This window comes from Enterobacter cloacae complex sp. HYC080_NIDB (assembly GCF_056673325.1).
Window position 1 is genome coordinate 1,559,879 of the sequence record NZ_CP114212.1, and the last position, 26,053, is coordinate 1,585,931.

Genomic DNA, 26,053 nt, shown 5'->3' on the forward strand with positions numbered 1-26,053 from the left:
GCAGATTGTGCTGAAAAAAAATGCAAAGGGTGGAAAATCGGTTAAGTCGGTACCAGGCTTAGTCTGCCCATAAAAAATGGGACGGGATAAACACACACCGACACGATGTCGGATTTACGGGAGTATCACATGACTGATATTGCGCAGTTGCTTGGCAAAGACGCCGACAGCCTTTTACAGCATCGTTGTATGACCATTCCAGCCGACCAGCTTTACCTGCCTGGTCATGACTATGTTGACCGGGTGATGGTGGATAACAACCGTCCGCCAGCGGTTCTGCGAAATATGCAAACGCTCTATAACACCGGACGACTGGGTGGCACCGGCTATCTCTCTATTCTGCCGGTAGACCAGGGCGTTGAACACTCGGCGGGTGCCTCCTTTGCCGCGAATCCGCTCTATTTCGATCCGAAGAACATCGTTGAACTGGCGATAGAAGCGGGCTGTAACTGCGTGGCGTCCACCTACGGCGTGCTGGCCTCCGTCTCGCGTCGCTATGCCCACCGCATTCCGTTCCTCGTGAAGTTGAACCACAACGAAACCCTCAGCTACCCAACCGAATATGACCAGACCCTCTACGCCAGCGTCGAGCAGGCGTTCAATATGGGGGCGGTGGCCGTTGGCGCGACGATTTACTTTGGCTCTGAACAGTCCCGCCGTCAGATTGAAGAGATCTCTGCGGCGTTTGAGCGTGCGCACGAGCTGGGTATGGTCACCGTGCTGTGGGCGTACCTGCGTAACTCAGCGTTCAAAAAAGACGGGGTAGATTACCACGTCTCCGCTGACCTGACCGGGCAGGCGAACCATCTGGCCGCGACCATCGGCGCGGATATTGTGAAGCAGAAAATGGCCGAGAATAACGGTGGCTATAAAGCGGTCAACTTCGGCTATACCGACGATCGCGTCTACAGCAAGCTGACCAGCGAAAACCCAATCGACCTGGTGCGCTACCAGCTGGCGAACTGCTATATGGGCCGCGCGGGGCTGATCAACTCCGGCGGGGCTGCAGGGGGCGACACTGACCTGTCAGATGCGGTGCGTACAGCGGTTATTAACAAACGCGCGGGCGGCATGGGGCTGATCCTGGGCCGTAAGGCGTTTAAGAAATCGATGGCCGACGGCGTGAAGCTGATCAATGCGGTTCAGGACGTCTATCTGGACAGCAAAGTAACGATTGCCTGATCTGAGGACGAAACGTAGGCCGGGTAAGGCGTAGCCGCCACCCGGCAATACAATCAGCGCAAAAGCACACAGTCCGGCGGCAATCTGCACTGCAGCGCGCCGGGCAATACCTCAATGCGGAACTGCGTCCCGCTCAGCGGTTCGCCGTCGAGATTAAAGGTCATCCCGTGCGGGGCATTCACCTCAAACCATGCCGATTTCCCGGCAATAATATTCGGGCTCTCTTCGGGCTGCGTCAGCGTGGTAAACAGCGCGGGCAGCAGGCCGTCACCTGTGAAAATACGTAGCTGGAGCTGACCGTCATTGATCAGCGCCTCCGGGCAGAGCTGCTGTCCGCCGCCTGCCTGACGGCCATTGCCAATCCCAATCACCAGCGCATCTCCCTGCCAGTGAAAATCCTCGCCATGAATTTCGCAGCGGTCTGGCTTAAGGGTATCCATGCGCATCAGACCGTGGATCAGATAAGACACGCCGCCCAGCGCCGCCTTCAGCTTTTCCGGCGTTTCGCTGGTGATGCGCGTGCCAAATCCGCCCGTCGCCATATTAATAAAGCAGGTTTTGTCATTCACCTGGGCAATATCTACCGCGGTGGCTTTGCCAAGGATGGCCAGCTGGAGTGCTTTCTCTAAATCTTCCGGGATCCCGGCGCTGGTGGCGAAATCATTGGCGGTGCCGAGCGGTAAGATGCCCATCACCGGGCGGTCAGCCGGGGGAAGGTCGATAAGCGCAGAGGCGATCTCATTGATGGTGCCATCGCCGCCGCCGGAAATAATGGTGCTGACGCCTAACGTTAAGCCTTCATGAATATAGCGTGCCGCGTCACCCTTTTCCCAGGTTACCCGCACGTGGATACGTGCGCCATCGTCACGCAACTCCTGAATTGCCTGACGCAACAGATCGTTGCCTGCACTTTTGCCATTGAGAATCAATAAACTGTCTGGATAGGTTGCCATCCGCGCTGCTCCCTTTTTTAGCGTTAGTAAGAGTGTATAGCAGAGCGGAAAAAAGCGGGTAAGAACAGGATGAAAGGCAAAAAATAAGCCCGCGTAAGGGAGATTACGCAGGCTAAGGAGGTGGTTCCTGGTACAGCTAGCATTTATGGGTTATGTTTTTCAGCGGGGGGATAATACCCGTATTGAACGAAGCGGTATGTGATCCGATTCTAAGAATTATCCCACCGTGAAAAAATTCCCCTGATTAACTATTTACCGTGTGGGTTTCGGGTGCTTTCACCGTTGAAATTACGCATCAGCAGCGCGAATTTCAGCTCCACCTCTTCCGGAACCGGCAGCCAGACGGTATGACCGTCACCCGGGGCAACCTCAATCGCTTCGCCTTTACCGTTTTCCAGATGCTCCAGCGTGAAGTTCATATTGCCCTGCGGGGTCATCAGCTCCAGGCTGTCGCCTTTGGTGAACTTATTTTTCACCGCCACGGCCGCCAGTGCGCCCTTACGCTCGCCGGTGAAGTCACCGACAAACTGCTGACGCTCGGAAACGGAGTAGCCGTGCTCATAGTTCTGGTAGTCATCGTGAGTGTGACGACGCAGGAAGCCTTCGGTATAGCCGCGGTGCGCCAGACCCTCCAGGGTTTCCAGCAGGCTGGTATCGAACGGTTTACCGGCTGCCGCATCGTCGATGGCCTTGCGGTAGACCTGCGCGGTACGCGCGCAGTAGTAGTAGGATTTGGTGCGGCCTTCGATCTTGAGGGAGTGCACACCCATCTGGGTCAAGAGTTCAACGTGGGCGATAGCGCGCAGATCTTTCGAGTTCATGATGTAGGTGCCGTGTTCGTCTTCAAAGGCGGTCATGTACTCGCCCGGACGTTTGGCTTCTTCAATCATAAACACGCTGTCGGTCGGTGCGCCGATGCCCAGCGTCGGCTCAACGTTGGTCACCGGGATCGGCTCATGTTTGTGGACAATGTTGCCGATGTCGTCCTCTTTGCCTTCCTGGACGTTGTATTCCCAGCGGCAGGCGTTGGTGCAGGTACCCTGGTTCGGGTCGCGCTTGTTGATATAGCCGGAAAGCAGGCAGCGGCCGGAGTAGGCCATGCACAGCGCGCCGTGAACGAAGATTTCGATTTCCATATCCGGCACCTGAGTGCGGATCTCTTCGATCTCTTCAAGGGACAATTCACGAGACAGGATAACGCGGGTCAGCCCCATCTGCTTCCAGAACTTCACCGTCGCCCAGTTGACGGCGTTAGCCTGTACCGAGAGGTGAATATCCATCTCCGGGAAGTTCTCCCGAACCAGCATGATTAAACCCGGGTCCGACATGATCAGCGCGTCCGGCCCCATATCCACCACCGGCTTCAGGTCACGGATGAACGTCTTCAGCTTGGCGTTGTGCGGCGCGATGTTGACCACCACGTAGAATTTTTTGCCAAGGGCATGCGCTTCGTTGATGCCGAGCTGCAGGTTCTCGTGGTTGAATTCGTTGTTACGCACGCGCAGCGAGTAGCGAGGCTGGCCCGCGTAAACGGCGTCGGCACCATAGGCGAAAGCGTAACGCATATTTTGCAGCGTTCCCGCCGGGGAAAGGAGTTCCGGTTTAAACATGTTTGTTCTCGTTCTGATGACAGGTCAGATCCGCATGCACCAGGTGCAGCGGTAAGGGGAGATCCCCCACTTTAAGGGCGGGCATTGTAGCGCTGAGGGGCAGGGAGGTAAAGTGATTGTGCCGGGTGGCGGCTTCGCCTTACCCGGCTTACGTTGACCCGCGGCTGACTAGGCTATCCTGCACGCATCCGCTTCCCAGCGGTACCCCACGCCATACACCGCGCGGATAAACGACTGTTCGGCGTCCAGCGCTTCCAGCTTACGGCGCAGGTTTTTGATGTGGCTGTCGATGGTGCGGTCAGTCACCACGCGGTAATCATCGTACAGGTGGTTCAGCAGCTGTTCTCGGGAAAATACCTTCCCGGGCTCATGAGAGAGCGTTTTCAGCAGGCGGAACTCCGCAGGCGTCAGGTCCAGCAGCTTACTGCGCCAGCTTGCCTGGAAACGGCTTTCGTCGACAATAAGCGGGCTTTGTGCATCCAGCACCTGCAGTTCGCGCTGCGGTTTGCAGCGGCGCAGAATGGTTTTCACCCGGGCGACCACTTCACGCGGGCTGTAGGGCTTGCAGATGTAATCGTCCGCGCCGATTTCGAGCCCCAGCAGGCGGTCAATCTCTTCAATTTTGGCGGTGACCATGACGATCGGCACGTCGGAGAAGCGACGAATTTCCCGGCACAGGGTCAGGCCATCGGTACCCGGTAGCATCAGGTCCAGCAGGATCAGGTCCGGCGGCGTCTGGCGCACGTACGCCAATACCTGGTCGCCGTGGCTTATCAGTGACGGGGCATAGCTGGCCGCGCGTAAATAGTCGATCAGCAGTTGCCCCAGCTTGGGTTCGTCTTCGACAATCAAAATACGTGGCGTGTTTTCGTCAATCGGTAACTCGGTCATGCTTCTCTCGATAAATCCCGTTCCAGAGGTAACTCTACTGTAATGCTAACCCCGCCAAAAGGCGAATGGGCGGCGCGGATCGTCCCATTATGCGCCTCGACGATGTTAACGCAAATCGCCAGCCCCAGGCCGGATCCGCCGCTGGCGCGGTTGCGGGAGCCTTCGGTCCGGTAAAAACGTTCGAACAGCTTGTCCAGCTGTGCATCCTGCACCCCTGGAGCGGAATCGGCGAAGGTGAGGGCAAAGCGCCCGTTTTCTTGTCTGCCGGAGATATGCAGCCCGCCGCCGCTGTCGGTATAGCGCAGGCTGTTTTCCAGCAGATTATTGAAGAGCTGCATCAGACGGTCTTTGTCGCCAAACACCACCGCGCTGTCCGGCAGGGAGAGATCGATCTTCAGGTTGCGGCTGGCAAACCGTTCCCGGAAGGCGCCGCTGGCAACTTCAAGCACGTTAATCACATCAACCGGCGCCTTCTGGTAAGCCAGAGCCCCTTCGTCGGACATAGAGAGCTGGTGGAGGTCATCCACCAGTTTGGTGAGTGTGCCCACCTCCGCCTGCAGAGAGGCCACCGATTCAGGCGTAAACTGACGCACGCCGTCCTGAATGGCTTCCAGCTCGCCGCGCAGGACCGCCAGCGGCGTGCGCAGTTCGTGAGAAATATCGGCCATAAAGTCGCGTCGCATCTGCTGGTTTTTCTCCAGCGTGCTGGCGAGCTGGTTAAAGTCCTGCGCCAGCCGGCCGAGTTCGTCCTGGCTACGGGTATCGACGCGGGTGGTGAAATCCCCGGCGGCCAGCTTGTGCGTCCCTTCCACCAGCCGCTTTACCGGGGCGAGCAGACCGCGCGCCAGCGGGAAGGTGGCGAGCGCGGCGAGCAGGGTGGAGAGGGCGACAATCAGCCAACTGGTCCGGCGCTGCTGGCGGTCAAAGTTGATGTCGGTATTGCGCGTCAGGCGCTCCACCGGGGAGGCGATAACCCAGCCGACGGTGGCGTTATTGACCTTAATCGCCCGCCGGGTACCGTCCGGCGGAATCGGCGCGCGCGGGCCAACCAGCGTGCGCATCTCCTGGTCAATGACCCAAAACTGGGTGCGCCAGCCGTGCGGCGGCATGCCCGGGCCGGGACGATCGTCCCCGGTATCGTGCTCCAGCGAGCGCAGGATCTGGAAAATAAATCGGTCATTGTTGCGCAGAAAACGCCAGTTGCCGTGCTGGGCGTACTGCTCGCCCAGCGCATCGCTTAAGCCCTGCAGACGCTGCTCGTTGCCGTGCTTAATGTAATCAATAAAACCCCGCTCAAAGCTGACCCGCACGGCCCAGTGCATGGTGATCAGCAGGACGATACAGGTGGCGAAGATCGCCACAAAGAGCTTGCCGGTAATTCCCGGTCGCCAGAATTTCATGAGCCACTCCTTTTGCCGCGCCTAATCACGACGTTCTTGCTGGTATCATCCGGCACTCTGGCGAAGATGAATGCGGGCAGGGCGATGATGACCGCCATGCTGAGATACGTATATAAAAAGATCTGATGCGCCACCGGCGTATCGACGCTGAGATGGTGCTGGCCGTACATGCCGAGCAGCAGTCCGGCGATCGTCACCCCCACGCTCATGGAGAGCTGCATGATCATCGACAGCAGGCTGTTGCCGCTGCTCGCCAGTTCGTCCGGCAGATCTTTCAGCGTCAGGGTATTCATCGACGAGAAACGCATGGAGTTGATGATCCCCTGGCAGAACAGGACCAGCGGCAGAACGTAGAACCAGCCCATTAACGCCACGGCCATGAACAGCAGGCTCACCAGCGCCAGCCCCAGCGTGGCGGCCACCAGCACGTGACGATAGCCAAAACGGTTCACCACCTGCACTACGATGCGCTTCATGCCCATGCTGCCGAGCACCATCGGGATCATCATCAGGCCCGCGTGAAACGGTGAAAATCCCATCCCGATTTGCAGAAAAACGGGGGTCATGAACGGCAACATGCCGCTGCCAATACGTCCGGCAAAACTTCCCAGCAGTCCCAGACGGTAGGTCGGGTTTTTAAACAAATTCAGGCTGAACAAGGCCCGATCGTTTCCTCTGGCATGCCACAGGTACCACAGAATCGCGGTGATGCCGAGGGTGACCAGAACACCGAGCATGAGGGAAGAGATCCCCAGCCCCTTTTGTCCGTCGAGCGCCAGGGTGAGCGTGGCCATGCCCGCTGCCAGCAGAATGAAACCGAAGAAATCGAAGCGACGCGTCTGCATTGTGTAGTTCGGCATCAGCGCCAGGGTGGCAATCGCGCCGATGATGCCCACCGGCAGGTTGATTAAGAAAATCCAGTGCCACGAGGCGTACTCCACCAGCATCCCGCCCAGCGCCGGGCCCAGCAGCGGCCCCACCTGGCCGGGCAGGGTGACAAAGGTCATCGCCGCCATGTACTGCTCGCGCGGGACAATCTTCATCACCGTTAACCGCCCGACGGGCACCATCATCGCCCCGCCAACGCCCTGCAGCACGCGCGCCATGACCAGCTGGTCGAGGGTGCTGGCCTGAGCGCAAAACAGCGAGCCGGTGGTGAACAGCACGATGGCGGTAAAGAAGATATTTCTCACGCCCACTTTGTCCGCCAACCAGCCGCTGGCAGGCAGCATGACGGCAACCGTCAGCACGTAGGCGACAATCACCATATGCATATGCAGCGGGCTCTCCCCCAGGCTTTTCGCCATGGAGGGGAGGGCGGTGTTGACGATGGTCGTGTCCAGCGACTGCATAAAGAAGCCGAAGGCGACTATCCATAACTGCCAGCGAACGTTAGCGGGGAGGTCGGTCATTTACTCGGTCACCGTGGATCTGTTTTTACGCGAAAAACGCAGCCGCAGGCGGTCGAAGAAAAGATAGACCACCGGCGTGGTGTACAGCGTCAGCAGCTGGCTCATCACCAGGCCGCCGACAATGGTGATCCCCAGCGGCTGGCGCAGTTCAGACCCGTCGCCGCCCGAGACAACCAGCGGCAACGCACCAAACAGTGCCGCCAGGGTGGTCATCATGATCGGACGAAAACGCAGCAGGCACGCCTGGAAGATCGCCTCTTCCGGGGAGAGATTGCCATTACGCTGGGCGTCCAGCGCGAAGTCGACCATCATAATCGCGTTTTTCTTCACGATACCGATCAATAGCATGATCCCGATGAGCGCGATAAGGCTGAATGGCGCACCAAACAGCTCAAGCGCCAGCAGTGCCCCCACGCCCGCGGAGGGTAGCGTCGAGAGAATAGTCAGCGGGTGAACGTAGCTCTCATACAGGATACCCAGCACAATGTAGACCGTGGCGATGGCGGCCAGAATCAAAATCACCTGCGAGTTCATCGTCTCCTGGAACACCTGCGCGGTGCCGGCAAAACTGCCGCGCACGGTGGACGGCACGCCGAGCTGCGTCATCGCACGGTTGATCGCATCGCTGGCTTCAGAAAGCGACGAACCGGCGGGCAGGTTGAAGGAGATGGTCGACGCCGCTGACAGCCCCTGGTGGTTTACCGACAGCGGCGCGTTGGCTGGCTGCCAGTTGGCAAAGTAGGAGAGCGGAATCGCCTTGCCGTCGTTGTTAATCACAAACATTTTGTCCAGGGCGCTGATGTCCTGTGTATAACGCGGATCCACCTCCATCACCACCTTGTACTGGTTCATCGGCTGGTAGATGGTCGAGATCTCGCGCTGGCCGAAGGCGTTGTTCAGCAGGCTGTTGGCGGCCTCAACGTTGATGCCCAGCCGCGACATGGTTTCGCGGTCGTAGGTCAGGGCCATCTCGGCGCCGTTGTCCTGCTGGTCGGAGTTCACGTCCGCCAGCTGGGGCAGGGCGGCCAGCGCCTTGCGGATCTTCGGCTCCCACTCGCGCAGGGCGGCCAAATCATCCGAGAGCAGCGTGTACTGATAGCTGGCGTTAGCCTGACGCCCGCCGACGCGGATATCCTGAACGGCCATCAAAAACAGGTTGGCCCCCGGCTCTTTGGCGAGCTTGACCCGCAGGCGGTCGATCACCTGCTGGGCGGTTTCATTGCGCTCGCTGCGCGGTTTGAGGGTGATAAACATCATCCCGCTGTTGACGCGCGATCCGCCGGTAAAGCCGGTGACGTTATCCACCGCGTTGTCTTCACGAATGATCTTCATAAAGTCCTGCAGCTTGCCGCGCATCGCCTGGAACGAAATGCTCTGGTCCGCCTGAATGCCGCCCATCAGCACGCCGGTATCTTGCTCCGGGAAGAAGGTTTTCGGGATGGTGATATACATCCAGACGTTGAGCACAATGGTGCCGATGAGCACCAGGCCGACAAGCCGGGTATGGTTGAGCACCCACTTCAGCGATTTGCCATAGCCTTCCTGCATCGCCATCAGGAAACGGCCAAAGCCTTTGCGACGCGGCTGGGAGTGCGGCTTGCTGCGCTTGAGCATCCACCCGCACATCATCGGCGTGAGCGTCAGCGAAATCAGCAGCGAGATGCCGATGGCGACCGAAAGCGTGACGGCAAACTCCCGCAACAGCCGACCCGGCAGGCCGCCCATCAGCAGCAGCGGCAGGAACACCGCCACCAGGGACAGGCTCATGGAGAGCACCGTAAAGCCCACCTCGCGCGTCCCCTGCAGCGCGGCCTGAAGTGGCTTCACGCCCGCTTCCAGATGGCGGGAAATGTTCTCCAGCACCACGATAGCGTCATCCACCACAAAACCCGTCGCAATGGTCAGGGCCATCAGCGACAGGTTATTGAGACTAAACCCGCACAGGTACATGGCGGCAAAGGTGCCAATAAGCGACACCGGCACGGCCACCGCCGGGATCAGCGTCGCCCGACCGGAGCGCAGGAACAGGAATACCACCAGGATCACCAGCGCGACGGAGATCACCAGCGTCTGCTCCACCTCCTCAAGCGAGGCGCGAATGGTCGGGGAACGATCCTGGGCAATTTGCAGATCGATCGCGGCCGGGATAGTCTCCTGCAATTCAGGGAGGCGGGCGCGAATGCTGTTCACCGTCTCAATAATGTTCGCTTCCGGCAGCTTGCGGATCATCAGCAGGATAGCCGGTTTGGCGTTGGTCATCCCGGCGTTGCGCACGTCCTGCACGGAGTCCGTCACGCTGGCGACATCGCTTAAGCGTACCGCCGCGCCGTTGTTGTAGTGAATAATCAACGGCTGATATTCAGCTGCAGTTTTCAGCTCGTCGTTGGTGTGGATCTGCCAGCGGTGGCTGCTGTCCTCAACCGCCCCTTGCGGTTTGCGCACGTTGGCGTTGCTGATGGCGGATCGCACATCGTCCAGCGACACGCCCTGATTGAACAGCGCCTGCGGGTTTAATCCCACTCGCACCGCGGGCAGGGAGCTGCCGCCGACGCTCACGTCACCCACGCCGTTAATCTGTGAGATCGTCTGCGCCAGTTGGGTGGACGCAAAGTCGTAAAGCTGCCCCTGAGAATAGGTATCGGAGGTCAGCGTCAGGATCATGATCGGCGCATCGGACGGGTTGGCCTTGCGGTAGGTCGGACGGCTCGGCATCCCGCTCGGCAGCAGGCTTTGCGCGGCGTTGATGGCGGCCTGCACGTCGCGCGCCGCGCCGTTAATATCCCGGTCGAAGCTGAACTCCAGAATGATGCGCGTACTGCCGAGCGAACTGCTGGAGGTCATCTCGTTGACCCCGGCAATCCGCCCGAGCGAGCGCTCCAGCGGCGTGGCGACGGATGACGCCATGGTTTCCGGTGAGGCGCCCGGCAGCGAGGCGCTGACCATGATCACCGGGAAATCCACCTGCGGCAGGGGGGCCACCGGCAGTAGCCGGAAACCGAGCACGCCGCAGAGGGTGATGGCGAGCGAGATTAATATCGTCGCCACCGGGCGATAAATGAAGAGGGCGAAAAACTTCACTTACGCCTCCTCTTCACGTTTCGGGAAGCGGCTTTTCGTCCACAGCGCCAGACGGTCAAACAGCAGATAAATCACCGGAGTGGTGAACAGGGTCAATACCTGGCTCACCAGCAGACCGCCGACCATGCCTATCCCCAGCGGACGGCGCAGCTCCGCCCCGACGCCGGTACTGAGCATCAGCGGCAGTGCGCCAAGCAGGGCCGCCAGCGTGGTCATCAGGATCGGACGAAAACGCAGCAGACAAGCCTGGAAGATAGCCTCACGCGGCGACATGCCCTGCTCGCGTTCGGCGGCCAGCGCAAAGTCGATCATCATGATGGCGTTTTTCTTCACGATCCCAATTAACAGGATGATGCCGATAATGGCAATCACGTCCAGCTCGCTTCCCGCCAGCATTAATGCCAGCAGCGCCCCCACGCCTGCCGTCGGCAGGGTAGAGAGGATGGTGATCGGGTGGATAAAGCTTTCGTACAGCACGCCGAGCACGATGTACATTGCCACGACGGCGGCGACAATCAGCCAGATGGTGTTGCCCAGTGCGGCCTGGAACGCCAGCGTGCTGCCCTGGAACTGGGTCTGAATATCGGACGGGAAGCTGAGCGCTTTTTCAGCCGCCTGGATCGCCTCCACCGCTTCGCCGAGCGAATAATTGTCCGACACGTTGAAGGAAATCGTGGTGGACGGGAACTGATCCAGGTGGTTAATCGACAGCGGGGTATAGCGCTCTTCCACCGTGGCGATAGCGCTTAACGGCACAATCCCCCCGTCTTTGCTGGTCAGGCGCACCGAATCCAGCCCGGCCAGACCGGGAGTATTTTCCGTGTTGTGCTCCAGTACCACGCGGTATTGATTCGCCTGGGTGTAGATGGTGGAGATCAGTCGCTGCCCAAACGCGTTATACAGGGCGTTATCCACGTCCGCCATGGTAATGCCGAGACGGCTTGCCGTGTCGCGGTTGACGTTCACATACGCGGCCAGCCCTTTGTCCTGCCAGTCGCTGCTTACATCGTTAAGTTGCGGCAGGGTTTTTAGCTTATCGACCAGCTGCGGCACCCAGGTGCTGAGAGCATCCAGCGTGGTGGCCTGCAGCGTAAACTGGTACTGCGTGCGGCTGACCTGGGTATCAATGGTCAAATCCTGTATCGGTTGCAGATAAAGCTCCACGCCCGGGACGCGAGCGACGGCGCTTTGCAGCCGTTCAATAACGGCATTGACGCGATCGTCACGCTCATCCAGCGGTTTGAGGTTGATCTGCAGACGGGCGCTGTTCAGCGACGGGTTGGTGCCGTCTACGCCAACGTAGGACGTCAGGCTCTCTACCGCCGGGTCTTTCATGACGATCTCAGACACCTGCTGCTGACGCTGCGCCATATTGGCGAAGGAGACCGACTGCGGCGCCTGCAGGGTTCCCTGAATAATGCCGTTGTCCTGAATCGGGAAGAAGCCTTTCGGGATAAAAATCCACAGCATCACGCTGAGCGCCAGCGTGCCAAGCGCCACGCCGAGCGTGGCCCATGGATGGTTCAGCACGTTGGCCAGCACGCGACCATACGCCGCAATGATCCGTTCGAACATCCGCTCGGAGGCGCGCGAGAAGCGGTTTTGCTTGCGCAGGGACGCGTGGCTCAGCATCCGGGCGCACATCATCGGCGTCAGGGTCAATGACACCACGGCGGAGATCAAAATGGCCACCGCCAGCGTGACGGCAAATTCGCGGAACAGTCGCCCGACGATATCGCCCATAAACAGCAGCGGGATCAGCACGGCAATCAGCGAGAAGGTCAGCGAGATAATGGTAAAGCCGATCTCACCCGCCCCTTTCAGCGCCGCCGCCAGCGGTTTTTCGCCTTTCTCGATATAGCGCGAGATGTTCTCGATAACCACGATGGCGTCGTCCACCACGAAGCCGGTGGCGATGGTGAGCGCCATTAGCGTCAGGTTGTTGATTGAAAAATCGAGGAACACCATCACCGCAAACGTGCCAACCAGCGAGAGCGGCACGGCGACGGCGGGAATAATGGTAGCCGGGACGTTGCGCAGGAACAGGTAGATAATCATCACGACCAGGGCAATCGCCAGCATCAGTTCGAACTGAGTGTCGGTGACCGACGCGCGAATGTTCGTGGTGCGGTCGGAAAGCACCTTCACGCTGACCGACTTCGGCAGGCTTTCGATCAGCTGCGGCAGCATGGTGCGAATGCTGTCGGCGGTTTCGATGATGTTGGCGCCCGGCTGGCGCTGGACGTTCATTACGATCGCCTGCTGCTTGTTCGCCCATGCGCCAAGCCAGCTATTCTCCGCCCCTTGCTCCACCGTCGCCACATCGCCCAGACGCACCGGGGCGCCGTTCTGGTAAGCAATAATCAGCTGACGGTATTCATCCGCGGACTGCATCTGATCGTTGGCAGAGAGCGTGACGGCGCGGGTTGGGCCGTCCAGCGAGCCTTTTGCCGAATTAACGTTGGCGCTGCTGATGGCGGTGCGGATGGTTTCACTGGTCAGCCCCAGTGCGGCAATCGCCTGCGCATTAAGCTTAACGCGCACCGCCGGGCGCTGCCCGCCTGCCAGCGTGACGAGACCGACGCCTGAGACCTGAGAAATCTTTTGCGCCACGCGGGTCTCGACCATGTCTTCCACCTGTGTCATTGGCATGGCGGAGGAGGTGACGGCAAGCGTCATGATCGGCGGATCCGCCGGGTTTACTTTGCTGTAGACCGGCGGGTTAGGCAGGTCCGACGGCAGCAGGTTGGTGGCCGCATTGATGGCGGCCTGAACTTCCTGCTCGGCGACATCCAGCGACAGCGTCAGCTGGAACTGTAGCGTCACGACAGAGGCCCCGCCGGAGCTTTGGGAGGACATCTGCTTCAGGCCCGACATCTGCCCAAACTGGCGCTCCAGCGGGGCGGTAATGGCGGACGTCACCACGTCAGGGCTGGCGCCGGGATAAAGCGTCACCACCTGAATGGTGGGGTAATCCACTTCCGGCAGCGCCGAGACGGGCAGGAAGCGGTAGCCGATAATCCCGGCCAGCAGGATCGCCACCATCAGCAGCGTGGTGGCGACAGGACGGAGGATAAACAGGCGTGACGGCCCACCTGTAGCGACGGGAGGCATAACCTGCATCAGGAGGCCGCTCCCTGTTTCGCAGGTTCAACCACTTCCACTTTCGCCCCTTCGGTCAGACGGTCGATACCGTCGGTGACCACGCGGTCGCCAGCGGAAAGCCCGGCGCTGATTACCACCGTCTGACTGTCCTGAATCCCGGTTTTCACCAGATGCTTACTGACTTTGTTTTCACTGTTCAGTACCCAGACAAAGTTGCCTTCGTTACCCATCTGCAGCGCGGCGGTGGGGATCACAACCGCGTTCTCTTCGGTCGCGACCAGCATTCGCGCGTTGACGAACTGGTTCGGGAAGAGGGCATCGTCCTGGTTGTTAAAGCGGGCCTTCAGCTTAATGGTACCGGTCGTGGTGTCGATCTGGTTATCCAGGCTGAGCAGGCTACCTTCGCTGAGCTTCTGTTTATTGGTGCGGTCCCAGGCTTCCACCACCAGGCCTTTCCCGGCTTTTTGCGCCTGAATGACCGTCGCAATGTCGCTTTCCGGCAGGGTAAAGACTAAATCAATCGGGTGAGTCTGGGTGATCACCACGATGCCCGTGGTATCTCCGCTGGAGATTTGGTTGCCGATATCGACCTGCTTCAGACCAACCCGCCCGTCAATCGGTGCGGTGATGCGGCTCCAGTCGAGCTGTAACTGGGCGCTGGCCACGGCGGCTTCGTCGGCTTTGATGGTGCCCTGCGTTTCGCTGACCAGCGACTGCTGTGTGTCCAGCTCCTGGCGGGAGACCAGATTGGTTTTTACCAGCTGCTGATAGCGCGCTAAATCACGCCGGGCGTTGGCAAGGGTGGCTTTGTCTTTCGCGAGCTGTCCCTGCGCCTGGGCGAGGGCCACTTTAAACTGGCTTGGGTCGATCTCCGCCAGTAAGTCACCGGCCTTAACCTGCTGACCTTCCTGGAAGTGGATCGCAATGAGCTGACCATCGACGCGGCTACGCACCGTGGCGGTGTTAGCGGCGGTAATGGTTCCGAGCCCCGTCAGATAACGCGGAACGGCTTTACTCACCGCCGTAGCTGCCTGAACCGGCGCCAGCGCACCGCCTCGCATACCGTGACGGCCGCCACCTGCCGGGCGCTGTGATGCGCTGTTGGCACCGGCGGGGGCGCCAGAGTTTGCGGATTGGCTGTGCCAGTACCAGGCGGCGGCAAGTGCCACCACAATGATGCCAGCGGCGATTGCCCAGCGGGATTTATTACGGCCTTTCATCGTTATACGTTCTCATCCTGATTACTTCGGGGAATGATACTAGTTTAGTCAGGCAACACAGCGGAAAAATGGAGGAAATATGGAAGACTGTCTGGAATTGTCTGAGTGTGGTGCTTTTTTTCGCCGGGTGGCGCTTCGCTTACCCGGCCTACGGTGCGAGGGTTTTGTGGGCCGGGTAAGGCGAAGCCGCCACCCGGCACAGCGGCACTAGCTAAACATCACCTGCGCCCAGCGCGCCAGCCCCGCGGTAACGGAACCAAAGTCATCTCCACCGGCAATAGGAATACCCGGCAACTGTTCCGCCAGCGCTTTTTTGATCAGCGGTGAACGGGCGCTTCCGCCGGTGAGGTAGATGACGTCCGGCTTCTCTTTGCCGTTCTCCAGCGCGAGTTGCACCTGTTCCAGTATGCGCTGTAGCGGCTGCGCGAGCGCGGTCTCCAGCCCCTCCTGTGAAATCGCCGTGGCCAGATCGTCGCTGATAAATGGCAAGGACACCGCATGTTCAGCGCGGTTTGAAAGGGCAATTTTGCTCTCTTCGGCGGTGCGTACCACGCGGTAGCTCAGGCGCTGACGCCACACTTTATACAGCAGGGCGACTTTATCGGCGTCCTGCGCATCACGCATCAGGTCATTCAGGAAGCGGCCGTTGGCGGTACTGTAAAAATCACTCTGCGCCGGGACGTCGTTGATGGCAATCGCGTTCCACCACGGCAGGATCGGCAGGGCGATGCCTTTTTCCGTTTGCCCGCCCATGCCGAGCAGCGGCATCAGGCTCTTGAATGCCAGGGCGATATCCAGATCGTTACCGCCCACGCGGCAGCCGCTGTGCCCCAGCAGGCTATTTTCACGGTCGCGGCGGTGATGCCACTGCGGCCCCATCAGCAGCAGCGAGCAGTCCGTTGTACCCCCGCCGATATCCACGACCAGCACCCGTTTTTCTTCCGTCAACGTGGCCTCAAAGTCCAGCCCCGCCGCAACCGGCTCATACTGGAACACCACGTCGCGAAAGCCTGCCCGGTGCGCCGCGCGCTCAAGGATCCCCTGCGCCTGCTGGTTGGCCTCATCGCCGCCCAGCCCCTGGAAGTTGATCGGGCGGCCAATCACGGCCTGGGTAATCGTCTCGGGGACCTGCGTCTGCGCCTGATGACGGATATGCAGCATCATGGCGCATACCAGGTCTTCAAACACCGCCACCTGCTGCGGCTTGAGGCCGCTGGCCCCGAGGAAAGATTTTGGCGATTTAACAAAGTAGACCTCTTCCGGGTCTTCAATGTAATGCCCGAGTGAAGAGAGGCCGAACTGCACGCTGGAAGGCGTAACGTCGATATCTTCCTCGCGGTTAAAGCTGACCGCCCGGCGCAGCAGCGCCTGGGTTTCTGCCGCAGTCGCCGGAACCTGATGATGGCGGAACAGCCACTCGCTCACCGCTTCACGCGTCGGCGCGCAGAGCATTGACGGCAGCAGCGTGCTCTCTTTTTCCATTTTCAGGAGCTGTGGTTGCCCGTTTTGCATAATTGCAACCGAGCAGTTTGCCGTACCGTAGTCGAATCCGATAAACACAATAAATCCCCATGCCAGTGAGAAGGGGCGAGACTTTAGCGGAATGCCTGTCCGGCGACAACAGGAATATGAAAGCAAGGCGTAACACGCTTTTTCAGTTTATCCTGAGGGGAACAAAAAAGGAGCGACAATGCATACCCTGACCTGGCACCCCCCTTACGACTGGCAATGGATGTTTGGCTTTCTTGGCGCCCGTGCGGTGGCGGGGGTTGAGACGGTCACGGAAAGCTATTACGAGCGCAGTTTTGCCTGTGAAGGGCATCAGGGGATCTTCCGCGTTACGCCGGACACGCAAACCCATACGCTACAGGTCACGCTTAGCACGGGGTTAACGCCGGTGGCCGGACTTTGCCTTGAGCGTATCGGGCGTCTGTTCGATCTTGCCTGCGATCCGCAGGACGTCCACCGGACTTTGGGCGATCTCGGCGCCGCGCGGCCAGGCCTGCGTTTGCCCGGGGCGATGGATGCCTACGAACAGGGCGTGCGCGCCATTCTGGGTCAACTGGTCAGCGTGGCGATGGCGGCGAAACTGGCTTCACGCGTTGTCGCCCTGTGCGGCGAGCCGGTCAAGGATGCGCCGGGCTATGTCTGCTTTCCCTCCCCACAAGCCCTGGCGGCTGCCGACCCGCTGGCGCTCAAAGCGCTCGGGATGCCGGTCAAACGCGCGGAATCGCTGATTCATCTGGCACAGTCGGTCGTCGACGGGACGTTTCCGCTCACGCCGCCTGAGGACGTTGAGGCAGGCATGAAGGCGTTACAACAACGGCCGGGTATTGGCCGCTGGACGGCAAATTACCTCGCCCTTCGCGGCTGGCAGGCAAAAGATGTGTTTCTTCCGGATGATTATCTGATTAAGCAACGTTTCGCCGGGATGACGCCTGCGCAAATTCGTCGCTATGCCGAGCGCTGGCAGCCGTGGCGTTCCTACGCGCTGCTGCACATCTGGTATACCGACGGCTGGGCGCCGTCAGTTGATGGCGAAATAACTGGTGTTGAGCAGTAGATCCAGCGGCTGCGGCTCGGCGATGGTGTCACCATAGATAAAATCAATGCCAATGCCGGAAAGCGTATCCATCATGATGGGCTGGTTGCAGGGGCCTGCGATGGTTCTCATCCCCAGACGCTGGGCATGGCCCTGAACGATGGTCACCATCATCTCATCCATCAGGTTGCCATAGACGTTGCTCACGACTTCGGCATCCAGCATCAGGTAATCGGCCATGTTCGGACTCAGGTGGGTGAAAATGTCCATGTCGCGGCCTATCTGGCTGAGGATCACGCGGCAGCCCGCCAGGCGAAGCTTTTGTAAACCCCGCTGCAGATTCTCATCCGAATCACACACCACGCCGGCAGGGATCACCAGATGCAGCAGACGGCCCGGCATTGGGCTTTTATCAAGAAGATCGAGAAGTTCGTCGACCAGCGTCACGCTGGCTAAACCGGCTGCCGAAAGCGGCAATGCGATCCCCATGCCTTTACTGGCGATCCTGGCGGCAGATGTCCGGAAGAAGTCGCTAAAGATGCGTCTGTCGAGGGCGTGCAGCAGTTCCGGCTCTGCCAGGCCAGAACGGAAGGCGTGTTCCTCCAGGACTTCGCCCTGGCTGGTCCACAGGCGCAGCGAAATCAGCCAGAAATTACAGCTCTCCGGTATGCGAGGGGAGGCGACGCTACGGGCTATCATCATCAGGTGATTGTCTTTGATCATGTGCCATTGTTCGTCCAGCGACATCATGCTGCGCGTGCTGTGATCCCGCTCCTGCTGCGGTTCGTAAACCGTCACGATGCCGCGCCCGCTATTTTTCGAGGCATAACAGGCAATATCCGCCTGTGACATCACTTCTGACGCCAGGTGGTTATGTTCATCGATCAGCGTGATCCCGGCGCTGGCGCCAATTCGATGCAGGCGGCCTTCCCACATAAAGTGATAGTCGTTGATGCTATGGACCAGACGACCGGTGATATAGCGTGCGCTCTCAATATTGCAGTCCGGCAGCAACAGCCCAAACTCATCACCCCCCAGACGCGCCAGCACATCGCTGGAGCGCAGCATGGTTAACATCATGGAAGAGAGTTCCCGCAGCAGGGCATCGCCCGCCGCATGGCCTGCGGTATCATTGACGGCTTTGAAGCGGTCCAGATCGATAAAGACCAGCGCATGACGCTGCCGCGTCTCACGAACCGTTTGCAGGAGTCGTTTGAGGTGGTTTTCAAAGCTGACCCGGTTTGCCAGGTGGGTCAGGGCATCGTGCGACGCGCTGTAACTCAGCTGACGCAGCATTTTGCGCGACTCGGTGACATCCTGAATAACAATAACCGAGCCGATACTTTGTCCATCCAGCGTGCTGAGTGGCGTAATGCTGTAATGGATGTCAAACGCTCCACCCGTGCGGCAGTTCAGCACCACGTCCTGGTCGATATCTGAGCGTGACATATCCCCGCTGTGGATGTTCTCCATCAGCGGCCCTCGCTCCCCAAACGTGATGTGTAATACCTTGAGAACCGGCTGGCCGATAGCCTCGGTTTGTAGCCAGCCGCTCATCTTCTCGGCGACCGGATTCATAAAGGTGACGTTCATGTCGATATCGGTACAGAGCACGGCTTCGCCGATGGAGTCGAGCGTGATGTGCAGACGCTCTTTTTCCTGGAACAGCGCCTCGTTAAGCTGCTTAACCTCGGTCATGTCCATGTTGATGCCAAGCAAACGCTCGACTTCACCCTCTTTATTCAACACCCGGTTTGCCAGGGAGCGAATATGGCGCACGCCTTCCTTCACGCGGATACGGAATTCCAGCTTAAACGGCAGACGTGAGATCAGTGAATCCCGCAGCACCTGTTCTGCATGGGCGCGGTCTTCCGGCAGCATCGTGTCGTGCCAGAGCTGCCAGGTGGGCTTGATGTGCGGTGGGATTTCATACAGTTCGAACATCCGCTTATCCCAGCTGATGATGTCAGGCTCCAGATCCCACTCCCAGATGCCGATGCCGCCCGCTTCGTTGGCCAGCGTAATGCGCTCCATCAGGCGTTTGTTGACCCACTCGGTCTGCTTCAGGTCGTTAATGTCTTCAATCTGGGCGATAAAATAGAGCGGCGAGCCGTCGGTATGGCGCACAACGGAGACGGCAAGCAGCGCCCAGACCACTTCACCGTTGCGCGTGTAATAGCGCTTTTCAAGGGTATAGGTGTTGATGTCGCCGTTGACCAGCTGCTCCAGCTGTTCGAGGTCGGTGTGCAAATCTTCCGGCCAGGTGAGCTGCTGGAAAGTGAGTGACTGTAGTTCGGACTGGCTGTAACCGAGGAAATTGCACAGCGCTTTGTTGGCCTGTAGCCACTGCCCCTCAATGTTGACTAACGCCATCCCGATGGCGGAATACTCCATCGCATTACGAAAACGCGCTTCGCTTTCAGTGATGTGTTTGCGTTCGGCACGGAAGGCATACATCACCATGGTCATCACGTTCGCCGGGAGAAGCAGCATCAGGAACGGCAGCCAGGGCGCGTTGATCATCGGCCCTTCGTGTTGCGTGGTCAGCGCCTCAGGGTTATGGGCAATCATCAGGGACACGACCATCACGGTGACCAGAAACACCAGGAACGCTTCCATTCGCGGTAAGCGCACGGCGCTCCACATAAGCAGGACGATCACGCAGGTAAATGGCCATGGAAGCCAGGTGATGGCTGCCCAACTCAGGGCCAACGTCACGGCCATTGTGAGCAGCGTTTCCAGCAGCAGTCGCGGATCACGGTGGCGCAGCAGGTAGTGGGGTTTAAACAGTAATCCCAGCGGCACCAGTGCCAGCGCGCCAATGGATTCAGATAACACCCACACAATGAAATCGCGCAGTGGCTCAGGACCGGGAACCAGAAAAATCACCAGAATACCGCCTACCAGCGGCGGCACCAGCGCGCTGCCCATCGCCAGACGGATCCAGTCACTTAAATTTTGCAGCGGGTTATACCACGGGAGCAGTTTGCGCAGTAGTAATGCACCGACGACGGCCTCAATCACATTTATGGCGGTGTAGGTGAGGTTAATCGCCCCCCACGAGAACAACATCCACGAGGCCAGAATATTGCCGAACGAACACGCCAGGGCAATGCCCGGCCACATTTTTCCCGCGTGGCGGTAAAACGCCACCATCATGATGGCGGTGGGGAACCAGAGCGGCGCCAGCAGTGTGCCGAAGCGGGTAAGCTCCAGCGAAAATAAGGTAAAGATAAAGGTGACCAGGCCCAGACAGACAAGTCGTAATAAAGGATGTGGGGTGGTAACCAAAACCCGCTGGTATTGTTTATTCATTACCGCTTTATCCAGAGACGCCGTGCCGTCAGGAGAGAAGTCCGTACGAGTGAATTTGATAATTTGGTTTATGCTAGTACAAACAATTTACAATTCATATGGCGACTGCTCATAATTTGACATCATAGACTTATTAAATAGTTACAGGTTAAAAAATCGCTGTGAAACGCTGAAAAAACGCGCATTAAAATTTCACTCAGGGAACAATTCGCAACTTTACAGGCTGTCTCGCATTACCTGCGCTTTCGACTGGTATCACGCCCGCGAAATCCCTATAATTGCCGCGTTTGACGCTCCGGCGTCGTCCTTCCTTAACACTCAGGTTAATCAGGTCGCTAAATTTATGACTGATAAGTCTCATCAGTGCGTCATTATAGGCATCGCCGGCGCATCGGCTTCAGGTAAAAGTCTAATTGCCAGTACGCTTTATCGCGAACTGCGTGAACAAGTAGGTGATGAGCACATCGGCGTCATTCCCGAAGACAGCTATTACAAAGATCAATCCCATCTGTCGATGGAAGAGCGCGTAAAAACCAACTATGACCACCCGAATGCAATGGATCACAGTTTACTGTTCCAGCATTTAGAAGCCCTAAAAAGCGGCCAGGCGATTGAGCTGCCCGTTTACAGTTACGTAGAACACACCCGCACCCAGGAGACGATCCGCATCGAGCCGAAAAAGGTGATTATCCTTGAAGGTATCCTGCTCCTGACCGATGCTCGCCTGCGTGAATCGATGAACTTCTCGATTTTCGTCGATACCCCGCTGGATATTTGCCTGATGCGCCGCATCAAGCGAGACGTTAACGAGCGCGGCCGTTCGATGGATTCCGTCATGGCGCAATACCAGAAAACGGTCCGTCCGATGTTCCTGCAGTTTATTGAGCCCTCCAAACAATACGCCGATATCATCGTGCCGCGCGGAGGCAAAAACCGCATTGCCATTGATATCTTAAAAGCGAAAATCAGCCAGTTTTTTGAATAAGCCGCGCGAATTGTGTACCGTTCAGAGATAACCTGGTTTTACCCTGAGATGTTAAGGTCTCAGGGGTCGATGCATGAAAGGAGAAAGTGCCATGCGTCTTTGTGATCGCGATATTGAAGCCTGGCTGGATGAAGGCCGTTTGTCTATTACCCCACGTCCTCCTGTAGAGCGTATCAATGGGGTGACCGTTGATGTACGGTTGGGGAATAAATTCCGCACCTTTAGTGGCCATACTGCACCGTTCATCGACCTCAGCGGGCCGAAGGATGAAGTCAGCGCCGCGCTCGATCGCGTGATGAGTGACGAAATCGTCATTGACGAAGGTGACGCTTTTTATTTGCATCCAGGTGAACTGGCGCTGGCGGTGACGTTCGAATCTGTGACCCTGCCTGCTGACCTCGTCGGCTGGCTGGACGGCCGTTCTTCTCTGGCCCGTCTGGGGCTGATGGTGCACGTGACCGCGCACCGTATCGATCCCGGCTGGTCGGGCCGTATCGTGCTGGAGTTCTTCAACGCCGGCAAACTGCCGCTGGCGCTGCGCCCCGGCATGATGATTGGTGCGTTAAGCTTTGAGCCGCTAACCGGCCCGGCAGACAGGCCTTATAACCGCCGGCAGGACGCAAAATACCGCGACCAGCAGGGTGCGGTTGCCAGCCGTATTGATAAAGACTGATCGTTAGTCCATTGAGGATGCCATGAGAAGAGTTCTGACAACGCTGATGATTTTGCTGGTCGTGCTGGTTGCTGGCCTTTCGGCGTTGGTTCTGCTGGTTAACCCTAACGATTTCCGCGCTTACATGGTGCGGCAGGTCGAGGCGCGCAGTGGTTACCAACTGAAGCTCGACGGGCCGCTACGCTGGCACGTCTGGCCACAGCTCAGCATTCTCTCTGGCCGCATGTCGTTAACGGCACCGGGCGCTGCCCAGCCGATCGTGTCTGCGGACAACATGCGTCTCGATGTGGCGCTCATCCCCCTCATTTCTCACCAGTTGCAGGTAAACCAGGTGATGCTCAAAGGGGCGGTCATTCAGCTTACCCAGCAGACTGAAGCCGTGCGCAACGCGAATGCGCCGGTTGCACCGCGTGAGAATACCTTACCGGATGAGCCGTCCGATACGGGCTGGTCCTTTGATATTGCCAAACTGAAAGTTGCCGATAGCGTGCTGGTATTCCAGCATGAGGATCAAGAGCAGGTTACGGTTCGCAATATTAATCTGCAGATGGAACAGGATGCGCATCATCTTGCGTCGCTGGAATTCAGCGGGCGAATGAATCGCGACCAGCGCGATCTGACCCTCTCGCTAAATGCCAGGGTCAATGCGTCAGATTATCCCCATCAGCTGACGGCCGATATTCAGCAGCTCAACTGGCAGCTCACGGGCGCAGATCTTCCGACCCAGGGGATCACCGGGCAGGGGACGATGCAGGCCGTCTGGCGCGAAGAACAAAAACAGCTGGAGCTGGATAACCTCAACCTGCAGGCCAATGACAGCAGCCTGAAGGGGCAGGCGAGCGTCACGCTCGAAGAGAAGCCGAAATGGGTGCTGAACCTGCAGTTTGACAAGCTCAACCTGGAGAACATCCTGCCGCCGCTACCGGCTGGCACAACGGACAGCGATGCTGTGCAGACAGGACAAAGCCAGCCGCCGGTGTCGCGTCCGGTTATCTCGTCGAATCTTGATCAACCTGACTATAACGCTCTGCGCGGATTCACGGCCGATATCCTGTTGAAAGCCAACAGCCTGCGCTGGCGCGGTATGGACTTCACCGACGTGAGCGGCCAGATGTTTAACCACAACGGGTTGCTGGTGATCTCCGAGCTGAGCGGCAAAATGGGGGCAGGGCATCTTTCACTGCCTGGCACGCTGGACGTGCGTAAGGACGAAACCCGCGCGCAATTCCAGCCGCGTCTCGACAACGTTGAGATTGGTACCATCCTCAAAGCCTTTAACTATCCGATATCCCTGACAGGGCAGCTGACGCTGGCGGGGGATTTCTCAGGCACAAAAATTGATGCCGAAGCTTTCCGCCGTGAATGGCAGGGCGAGGCGCACGTGGACCTGAAAGACTCCCGTATGGACGGTCTTAACTTCCAGCAGCTGGTACAGCAGGCAGTGGAGCGCAGCAGTGACGTCAAAGCGCAGGAAAACTACGATAGCGTCACGCGCCTCGACAGTTTCTCCACGGATCTGACGCTGGATAACGGGCAACTGACGCTGGCAGCTATGCAGGGAACCTCTTCTATGCTGTCGTTGACCGGAGAAGGCTCGCTGGATCTGGTCAAAGAGACGGCGGACACGCGCTTTAACGTCCGGGTACTTTCCGGCTGGCAGGGCGAAAGTAAGCTGATTGATTTCCTGAAAGAGACGCCAGTGCCGCTTAGCGTCTATGGTAAATGGCAGGCGCTGAATTACAGCCTTCAGGTGGATCAGATCCTGCGTAAGCATCTGCAGGATGAAGCGAAACGTCGGCTTAATAGCTGGGCAGATCGTAATAAAGATTCCCAGAACGGTAAGGATGTGAAGAAACTGCTGGATAAGCTTTGATGCCAGTTGTGCCGGGTGGCGGCTTCGCCTTACCCGGCCTACAAAAGCCTGACGTCGTAGGCCGGGTAAGCGCAACGCCACCCGGCTTTTTTACACCTCAAAATCCAGTTCTTCCTCATCCCGCAGTGGAATGAGCTGCACTTTCTGCACGCGATGGTTTTCAATCTGCAGCGTTTTAAGCCGATAGTCACCCACCTGAACCTCTTCACCTGGCTGCGGGATACGCTGTAAGTATTCCATCAGCAGGCCCGCAATGGTGTGGTACTCCCGCTTTTCATCCAGCGGCAGCGGCACATACTGCACCAGGTCTTCCAGCGGCATATGGCCGTTGGCCGTCCACGAGCCGTCGGCGTTTTTCTGAATATCATGGCGGGCATCAATCTCATCCACTTCGTTTGGCAAATTACCGGCAATGGTTTCCATCACGTCGCTGAGCGTGACCAGCCCTTCAACCGAACCAAACTCATCCACCACAAAGGCAAAGTGCGTTCGCGCATTTCGGAATTGCTCAAGGGCAGAGAGCAATTGCAATCCTTCCGGGAAGACCAGGGGCTGGCGTACCAGGGCGCGCAGATTGAGCGCATCCCCGTGCAGCTGCTGCTGGAGCAGGTCGATAACGTGCACGACGCCCAGTAATTCTTCTTCCTCTTCACCGCCGGTTACCACCACGCGCGTGTGCTGGTTTTTATCCAGCAGGGCGCGGATGTGCTCTTCGGGTGCCGTCAGATCGATATGCTCAATGTCATGCCGGGAAGTCATGATGCTGCTGACCGTGCGCTCATTAAGGTTAAGCACTCGCTCAATCATCAGGCGCTCCTGCGGGTTAAAGATCTGCCCGTCGCTGTGATCGGCCAGCATGGCAGCAGATTCGGCGTCCAGCTCTGCATCCTCTTTTTTACCGCTCAGCAGGCGCATAACGGTGTCGGCCGTGCGCTGACGCAGGGTCTGATTAGCGGAAAGGAAGCGACGGCGGTTAAATATCGCCAGCTGGTTAAGCGCTTCAATCATGACGGAGAAACCAATGGCGGCGTACAAATAGCCTTTCGGAATGTGGAAGCCAAAACCGTCGGCCACCAGGCTAAAGCCAATCATCAGCAGGAAGCTCAGGCAGAGGATCACGATGGTCGGGTGGCTGTTCACAAAGCGGGTGAGTGCCTTGCTCGCCATCACCATCAGCGTGATGGCGATAATCACCGCTGCCATCATAACGGCCAGATGGTCCACCATCCCGACGGCGGTGATCACCGAATCCAGGGAGAAGACGGCATCCAGCACCACGATTTGCGCTACCACCGGCCAGAATCTCGCGCCACGTCGCTGGGTCGGGTTCTCGCTGTCTTTACCTTCGAGCCGTTCATTGAGCTCTACCGTGGCTTTGAACAGCAGGAATAACCCGCCGAAGAGCATGATCAGATCGCGGGCGCTAAAGCTGAGGCCGTGAACGGAGAACAGCGGTTGCGTGAGTGTGACCATCCAGGAGATAGAGGCCAGCAACAGTAAACGCATCACCATCGCCAGCAGCAGGCCCGTTACGCGCGCGCGATCGCGCTGGGAAGGGGGCAGTTTTTCAGCGAGGATGGCAATAAAGACCAGATTATCAATCCCGAGCACTAATTCGATGACGACCAGCGTCACCAGCCCGGCCCAGATTGATGGATCGGCAATCCATTCCATAGTAATAGCAATACCTTCTGTTATATGACGATTGTCACACTTCGATCATGGATAAAGCCGGGGAAAATTGCAATGCCGGGCTGAGATTTCTCTTAATACGAAACGCTTAAAAGAGAGCAAACTCATCGGGGTGTAAATAA

16 protein-coding genes are annotated in these 26,053 nt (G+C 58.3%); 5 read left to right on the forward strand and 11 right to left on the reverse strand.

All coding sequences use genetic code 11. The annotated features are described in order from the left end of the window. Positions 1–129 precede the first annotated feature (129 nt). Complete coding sequence (gene fbaB / locus O1723_RS07375) at positions 130–1,182, forward strand: class I fructose-bisphosphate aldolase (protein WP_014170857.1); 1,053 nt, start codon at positions 130–132, stop codon at positions 1,180–1,182. 53 nt (positions 1,183–1,235) lie between these two features. Here the strand turns inward: fbaB and yegS are convergent, their stop codons facing one another. The 9 genes from yegS to yegD all read right to left on the reverse strand — a co-directional run bounded on the left by yegS (position 1,236) and on the right by yegD (position 16,411). Next, positions 1,236–2,135 carry a lipid kinase YegS gene (yegS, locus tag O1723_RS07380; protein ID WP_014884523.1) on the reverse strand — a complete coding sequence of 300 codons (900 nt, stop codon included), beginning with the start codon at positions 2,133–2,135 and terminating at the stop codon, positions 1,236–1,238. A 248-nt stretch (positions 2,136–2,383) separates the two neighbouring features. Further along, positions 2,384–3,745: a prephenate-dependent tRNA uridine(34) hydroxylase TrhP gene (gene trhP / locus O1723_RS07385; protein WP_023337528.1), complete on the reverse strand. Its 1,362-nt coding sequence runs from the start codon at positions 3,743–3,745 to the stop codon at positions 2,384–2,386. Positions 3,746–3,913: 168 nt separating this feature from the next. After that, positions 3,914–4,636 carry an envelope stress response regulator BaeR gene (gene baeR, locus O1723_RS07390; protein ID WP_014884522.1) on the reverse strand — a complete coding sequence of 241 codons (723 nt, stop codon included), beginning with the start codon at positions 4,634–4,636 and terminating at the stop codon, positions 3,914–3,916. Then, positions 4,633–6,036 (reverse strand): envelope stress sensor histidine kinase BaeS, encoded by a 1,404-nt coding sequence (gene baeS / locus O1723_RS07395; RefSeq protein WP_023330891.1) that lies wholly within the window; start codon positions 6,034–6,036, stop codon positions 4,633–4,635. Before baeS ends, baeR begins: the two co-directional genes overlap by 4 nt. Further along, positions 6,033–7,448 (reverse strand): MFS transporter, encoded by a 1,416-nt coding sequence (gene mdtD / locus O1723_RS07400; RefSeq protein WP_023337527.1) that lies wholly within the window; start codon positions 7,446–7,448, stop codon positions 6,033–6,035. Before mdtD ends, baeS begins: the two co-directional genes overlap by 4 nt. Beyond that, the gene (mdtC, locus tag O1723_RS07405) at positions 7,449–10,526 is read right to left on the reverse strand and encodes a multidrug efflux RND transporter permease subunit MdtC (RefSeq protein ID WP_023338524.1); all 3,078 of its coding nucleotides are present in this window, start codon (positions 10,524–10,526) and stop codon (positions 7,449–7,451) included. It abuts the gene before it with no gap. After that, positions 10,527–13,649 carry an MdtB/MuxB family multidrug efflux RND transporter permease subunit gene (locus tag O1723_RS07410; RefSeq protein WP_023338523.1) on the reverse strand — a complete coding sequence of 1,041 codons (3,123 nt, stop codon included), beginning with the start codon at positions 13,647–13,649 and terminating at the stop codon, positions 10,527–10,529. After that, on the reverse strand, positions 13,649–14,851 hold the full coding sequence (locus O1723_RS07415; RefSeq protein ID WP_014884517.1) for an MdtA/MuxA family multidrug efflux RND transporter periplasmic adaptor subunit: 1,203 nt from the start codon (positions 14,849–14,851) through the stop codon (positions 13,649–13,651). Before O1723_RS07415 ends, O1723_RS07410 begins: the two co-directional genes overlap by 1 nt. A gap of 207 nt (positions 14,852–15,058) precedes the next feature. Then, positions 15,059–16,411, reverse strand: a complete 1,353-nt coding sequence (gene yegD / locus O1723_RS07420; protein WP_014884516.1) for a molecular chaperone — start codon at positions 16,409–16,411, stop codon at positions 15,059–15,061. A gap of 130 nt (positions 16,412–16,541) precedes the next feature. On the opposite strand from yegD, the gene alkA reads away from it, so the two are divergent. After that, positions 16,542–17,414 (forward strand): DNA-3-methyladenine glycosylase 2, encoded by an 873-nt coding sequence (gene alkA, locus O1723_RS07425; RefSeq protein WP_023337522.1) that lies wholly within the window; start codon positions 16,542–16,544, stop codon positions 17,412–17,414. Here the strand turns inward: alkA and O1723_RS07430 are convergent. Next, positions 17,379–20,708 (reverse strand): diguanylate cyclase, encoded by a 3,330-nt coding sequence (locus O1723_RS07430; RefSeq protein WP_248190830.1) that lies wholly within the window; start codon positions 20,706–20,708, stop codon positions 17,379–17,381. The two genes, alkA and O1723_RS07430, sit on opposite strands and share 36 nt — an antisense overlap. 343 nt (positions 20,709–21,051) lie before the next feature. Here O1723_RS07430 and udk point away from each other — a divergent pair, with 343 nt between their 5' ends. From udk to asmA, 3 genes are all read left to right on the forward strand, one after another. Beyond that, on the forward strand, positions 21,052–21,693 hold the full coding sequence (udk, locus tag O1723_RS07435) for a uridine kinase (RefSeq protein WP_008500855.1): 642 nt from the start codon (positions 21,052–21,054) through the stop codon (positions 21,691–21,693). Positions 21,694–21,784: 91 nt separating this feature from the next. Further along, entirely contained in the window at positions 21,785–22,366 is a 582-nt protein-coding gene (dcd, locus tag O1723_RS07440; RefSeq protein WP_014884513.1) for a dCTP deaminase, read from the forward strand. A 22-nt stretch (positions 22,367–22,388) separates the two neighbouring features. Further along, positions 22,389–24,239, forward strand: coding sequence for an outer membrane assembly protein AsmA (asmA, locus tag O1723_RS07445; protein ID WP_014884512.1), 1,851 nt, complete (start codon positions 22,389–22,391; stop codon positions 24,237–24,239). A 90-nt stretch (positions 24,240–24,329) separates the two neighbouring features. On the opposite strand, the gene O1723_RS07450 is transcribed toward asmA, so the two are convergent. Further along, positions 24,330–25,913: a TerC family protein gene (locus O1723_RS07450; RefSeq protein WP_014884511.1), complete on the reverse strand. Its 1,584-nt coding sequence runs from the start codon at positions 25,911–25,913 to the stop codon at positions 24,330–24,332. Positions 25,914–26,053 lie beyond the last annotated feature (140 nt).

Bases quoted from the DNA above. Each gene is read 5' to 3' on its own strand.
- fbaB (WP_014170857.1), top strand. From the start codon at position 130: ATGACTGATATTGCGCAGTTGCTTGGCAAAGACGCCGACAGCCTTTTA.
- yegS (WP_014884523.1), bottom strand. From the start codon at position 2,135: ATGGCAACCTATCCAGACAGTTTATTGATTCTCAATGGCAAAAGTGCA.
- trhP (WP_023337528.1), bottom strand. From the start codon at position 3,745: ATGTTTAAACCGGAACTCCTTTCCCCGGCGGGAACGCTGCAAAATATG.
- baeR (WP_014884522.1), bottom strand. From the start codon at position 4,636: ATGACCGAGTTACCGATTGACGAAAACACGCCACGTATTTTGATTGTC.
- baeS (WP_023330891.1), bottom strand. From the start codon at position 6,036: ATGAAATTCTGGCGACCGGGAATTACCGGCAAGCTCTTTGTGGCGATC.
- mdtD (WP_023337527.1), bottom strand. From the start codon at position 7,448: ATGACCGACCTCCCCGCTAACGTTCGCTGGCAGTTATGGATAGTCGCC.
- O1723_RS07410 (WP_023338523.1), bottom strand. From the start codon at position 13,649: ATGCAGGTTATGCCTCCCGTCGCTACAGGTGGGCCGTCACGCCTGTTT.
- O1723_RS07415 (WP_014884517.1), bottom strand. From the start codon at position 14,851: ATGAAAGGCCGTAATAAATCCCGCTGGGCAATCGCCGCTGGCATCATT.
- alkA (WP_023337522.1), top strand. From the start codon at position 16,542: ATGCATACCCTGACCTGGCACCCCCCTTACGACTGGCAATGGATGTTT.
- O1723_RS07430 (WP_248190830.1), bottom strand. From the start codon at position 20,708: ATGAATAAACAATACCAGCGGGTTTTGGTTACCACCCCACATCCTTTA.
- udk (WP_008500855.1), top strand. From the start codon at position 21,052: ATGACTGATAAGTCTCATCAGTGCGTCATTATAGGCATCGCCGGCGCA.
- dcd (WP_014884513.1), top strand. From the start codon at position 21,785: ATGCGTCTTTGTGATCGCGATATTGAAGCCTGGCTGGATGAAGGCCGT.
- asmA (WP_014884512.1), top strand. From the start codon at position 22,389: ATGAGAAGAGTTCTGACAACGCTGATGATTTTGCTGGTCGTGCTGGTT.
- O1723_RS07450 (WP_014884511.1), bottom strand. From the start codon at position 25,913: ATGGAATGGATTGCCGATCCATCAATCTGGGCCGGGCTGGTGACGCTG.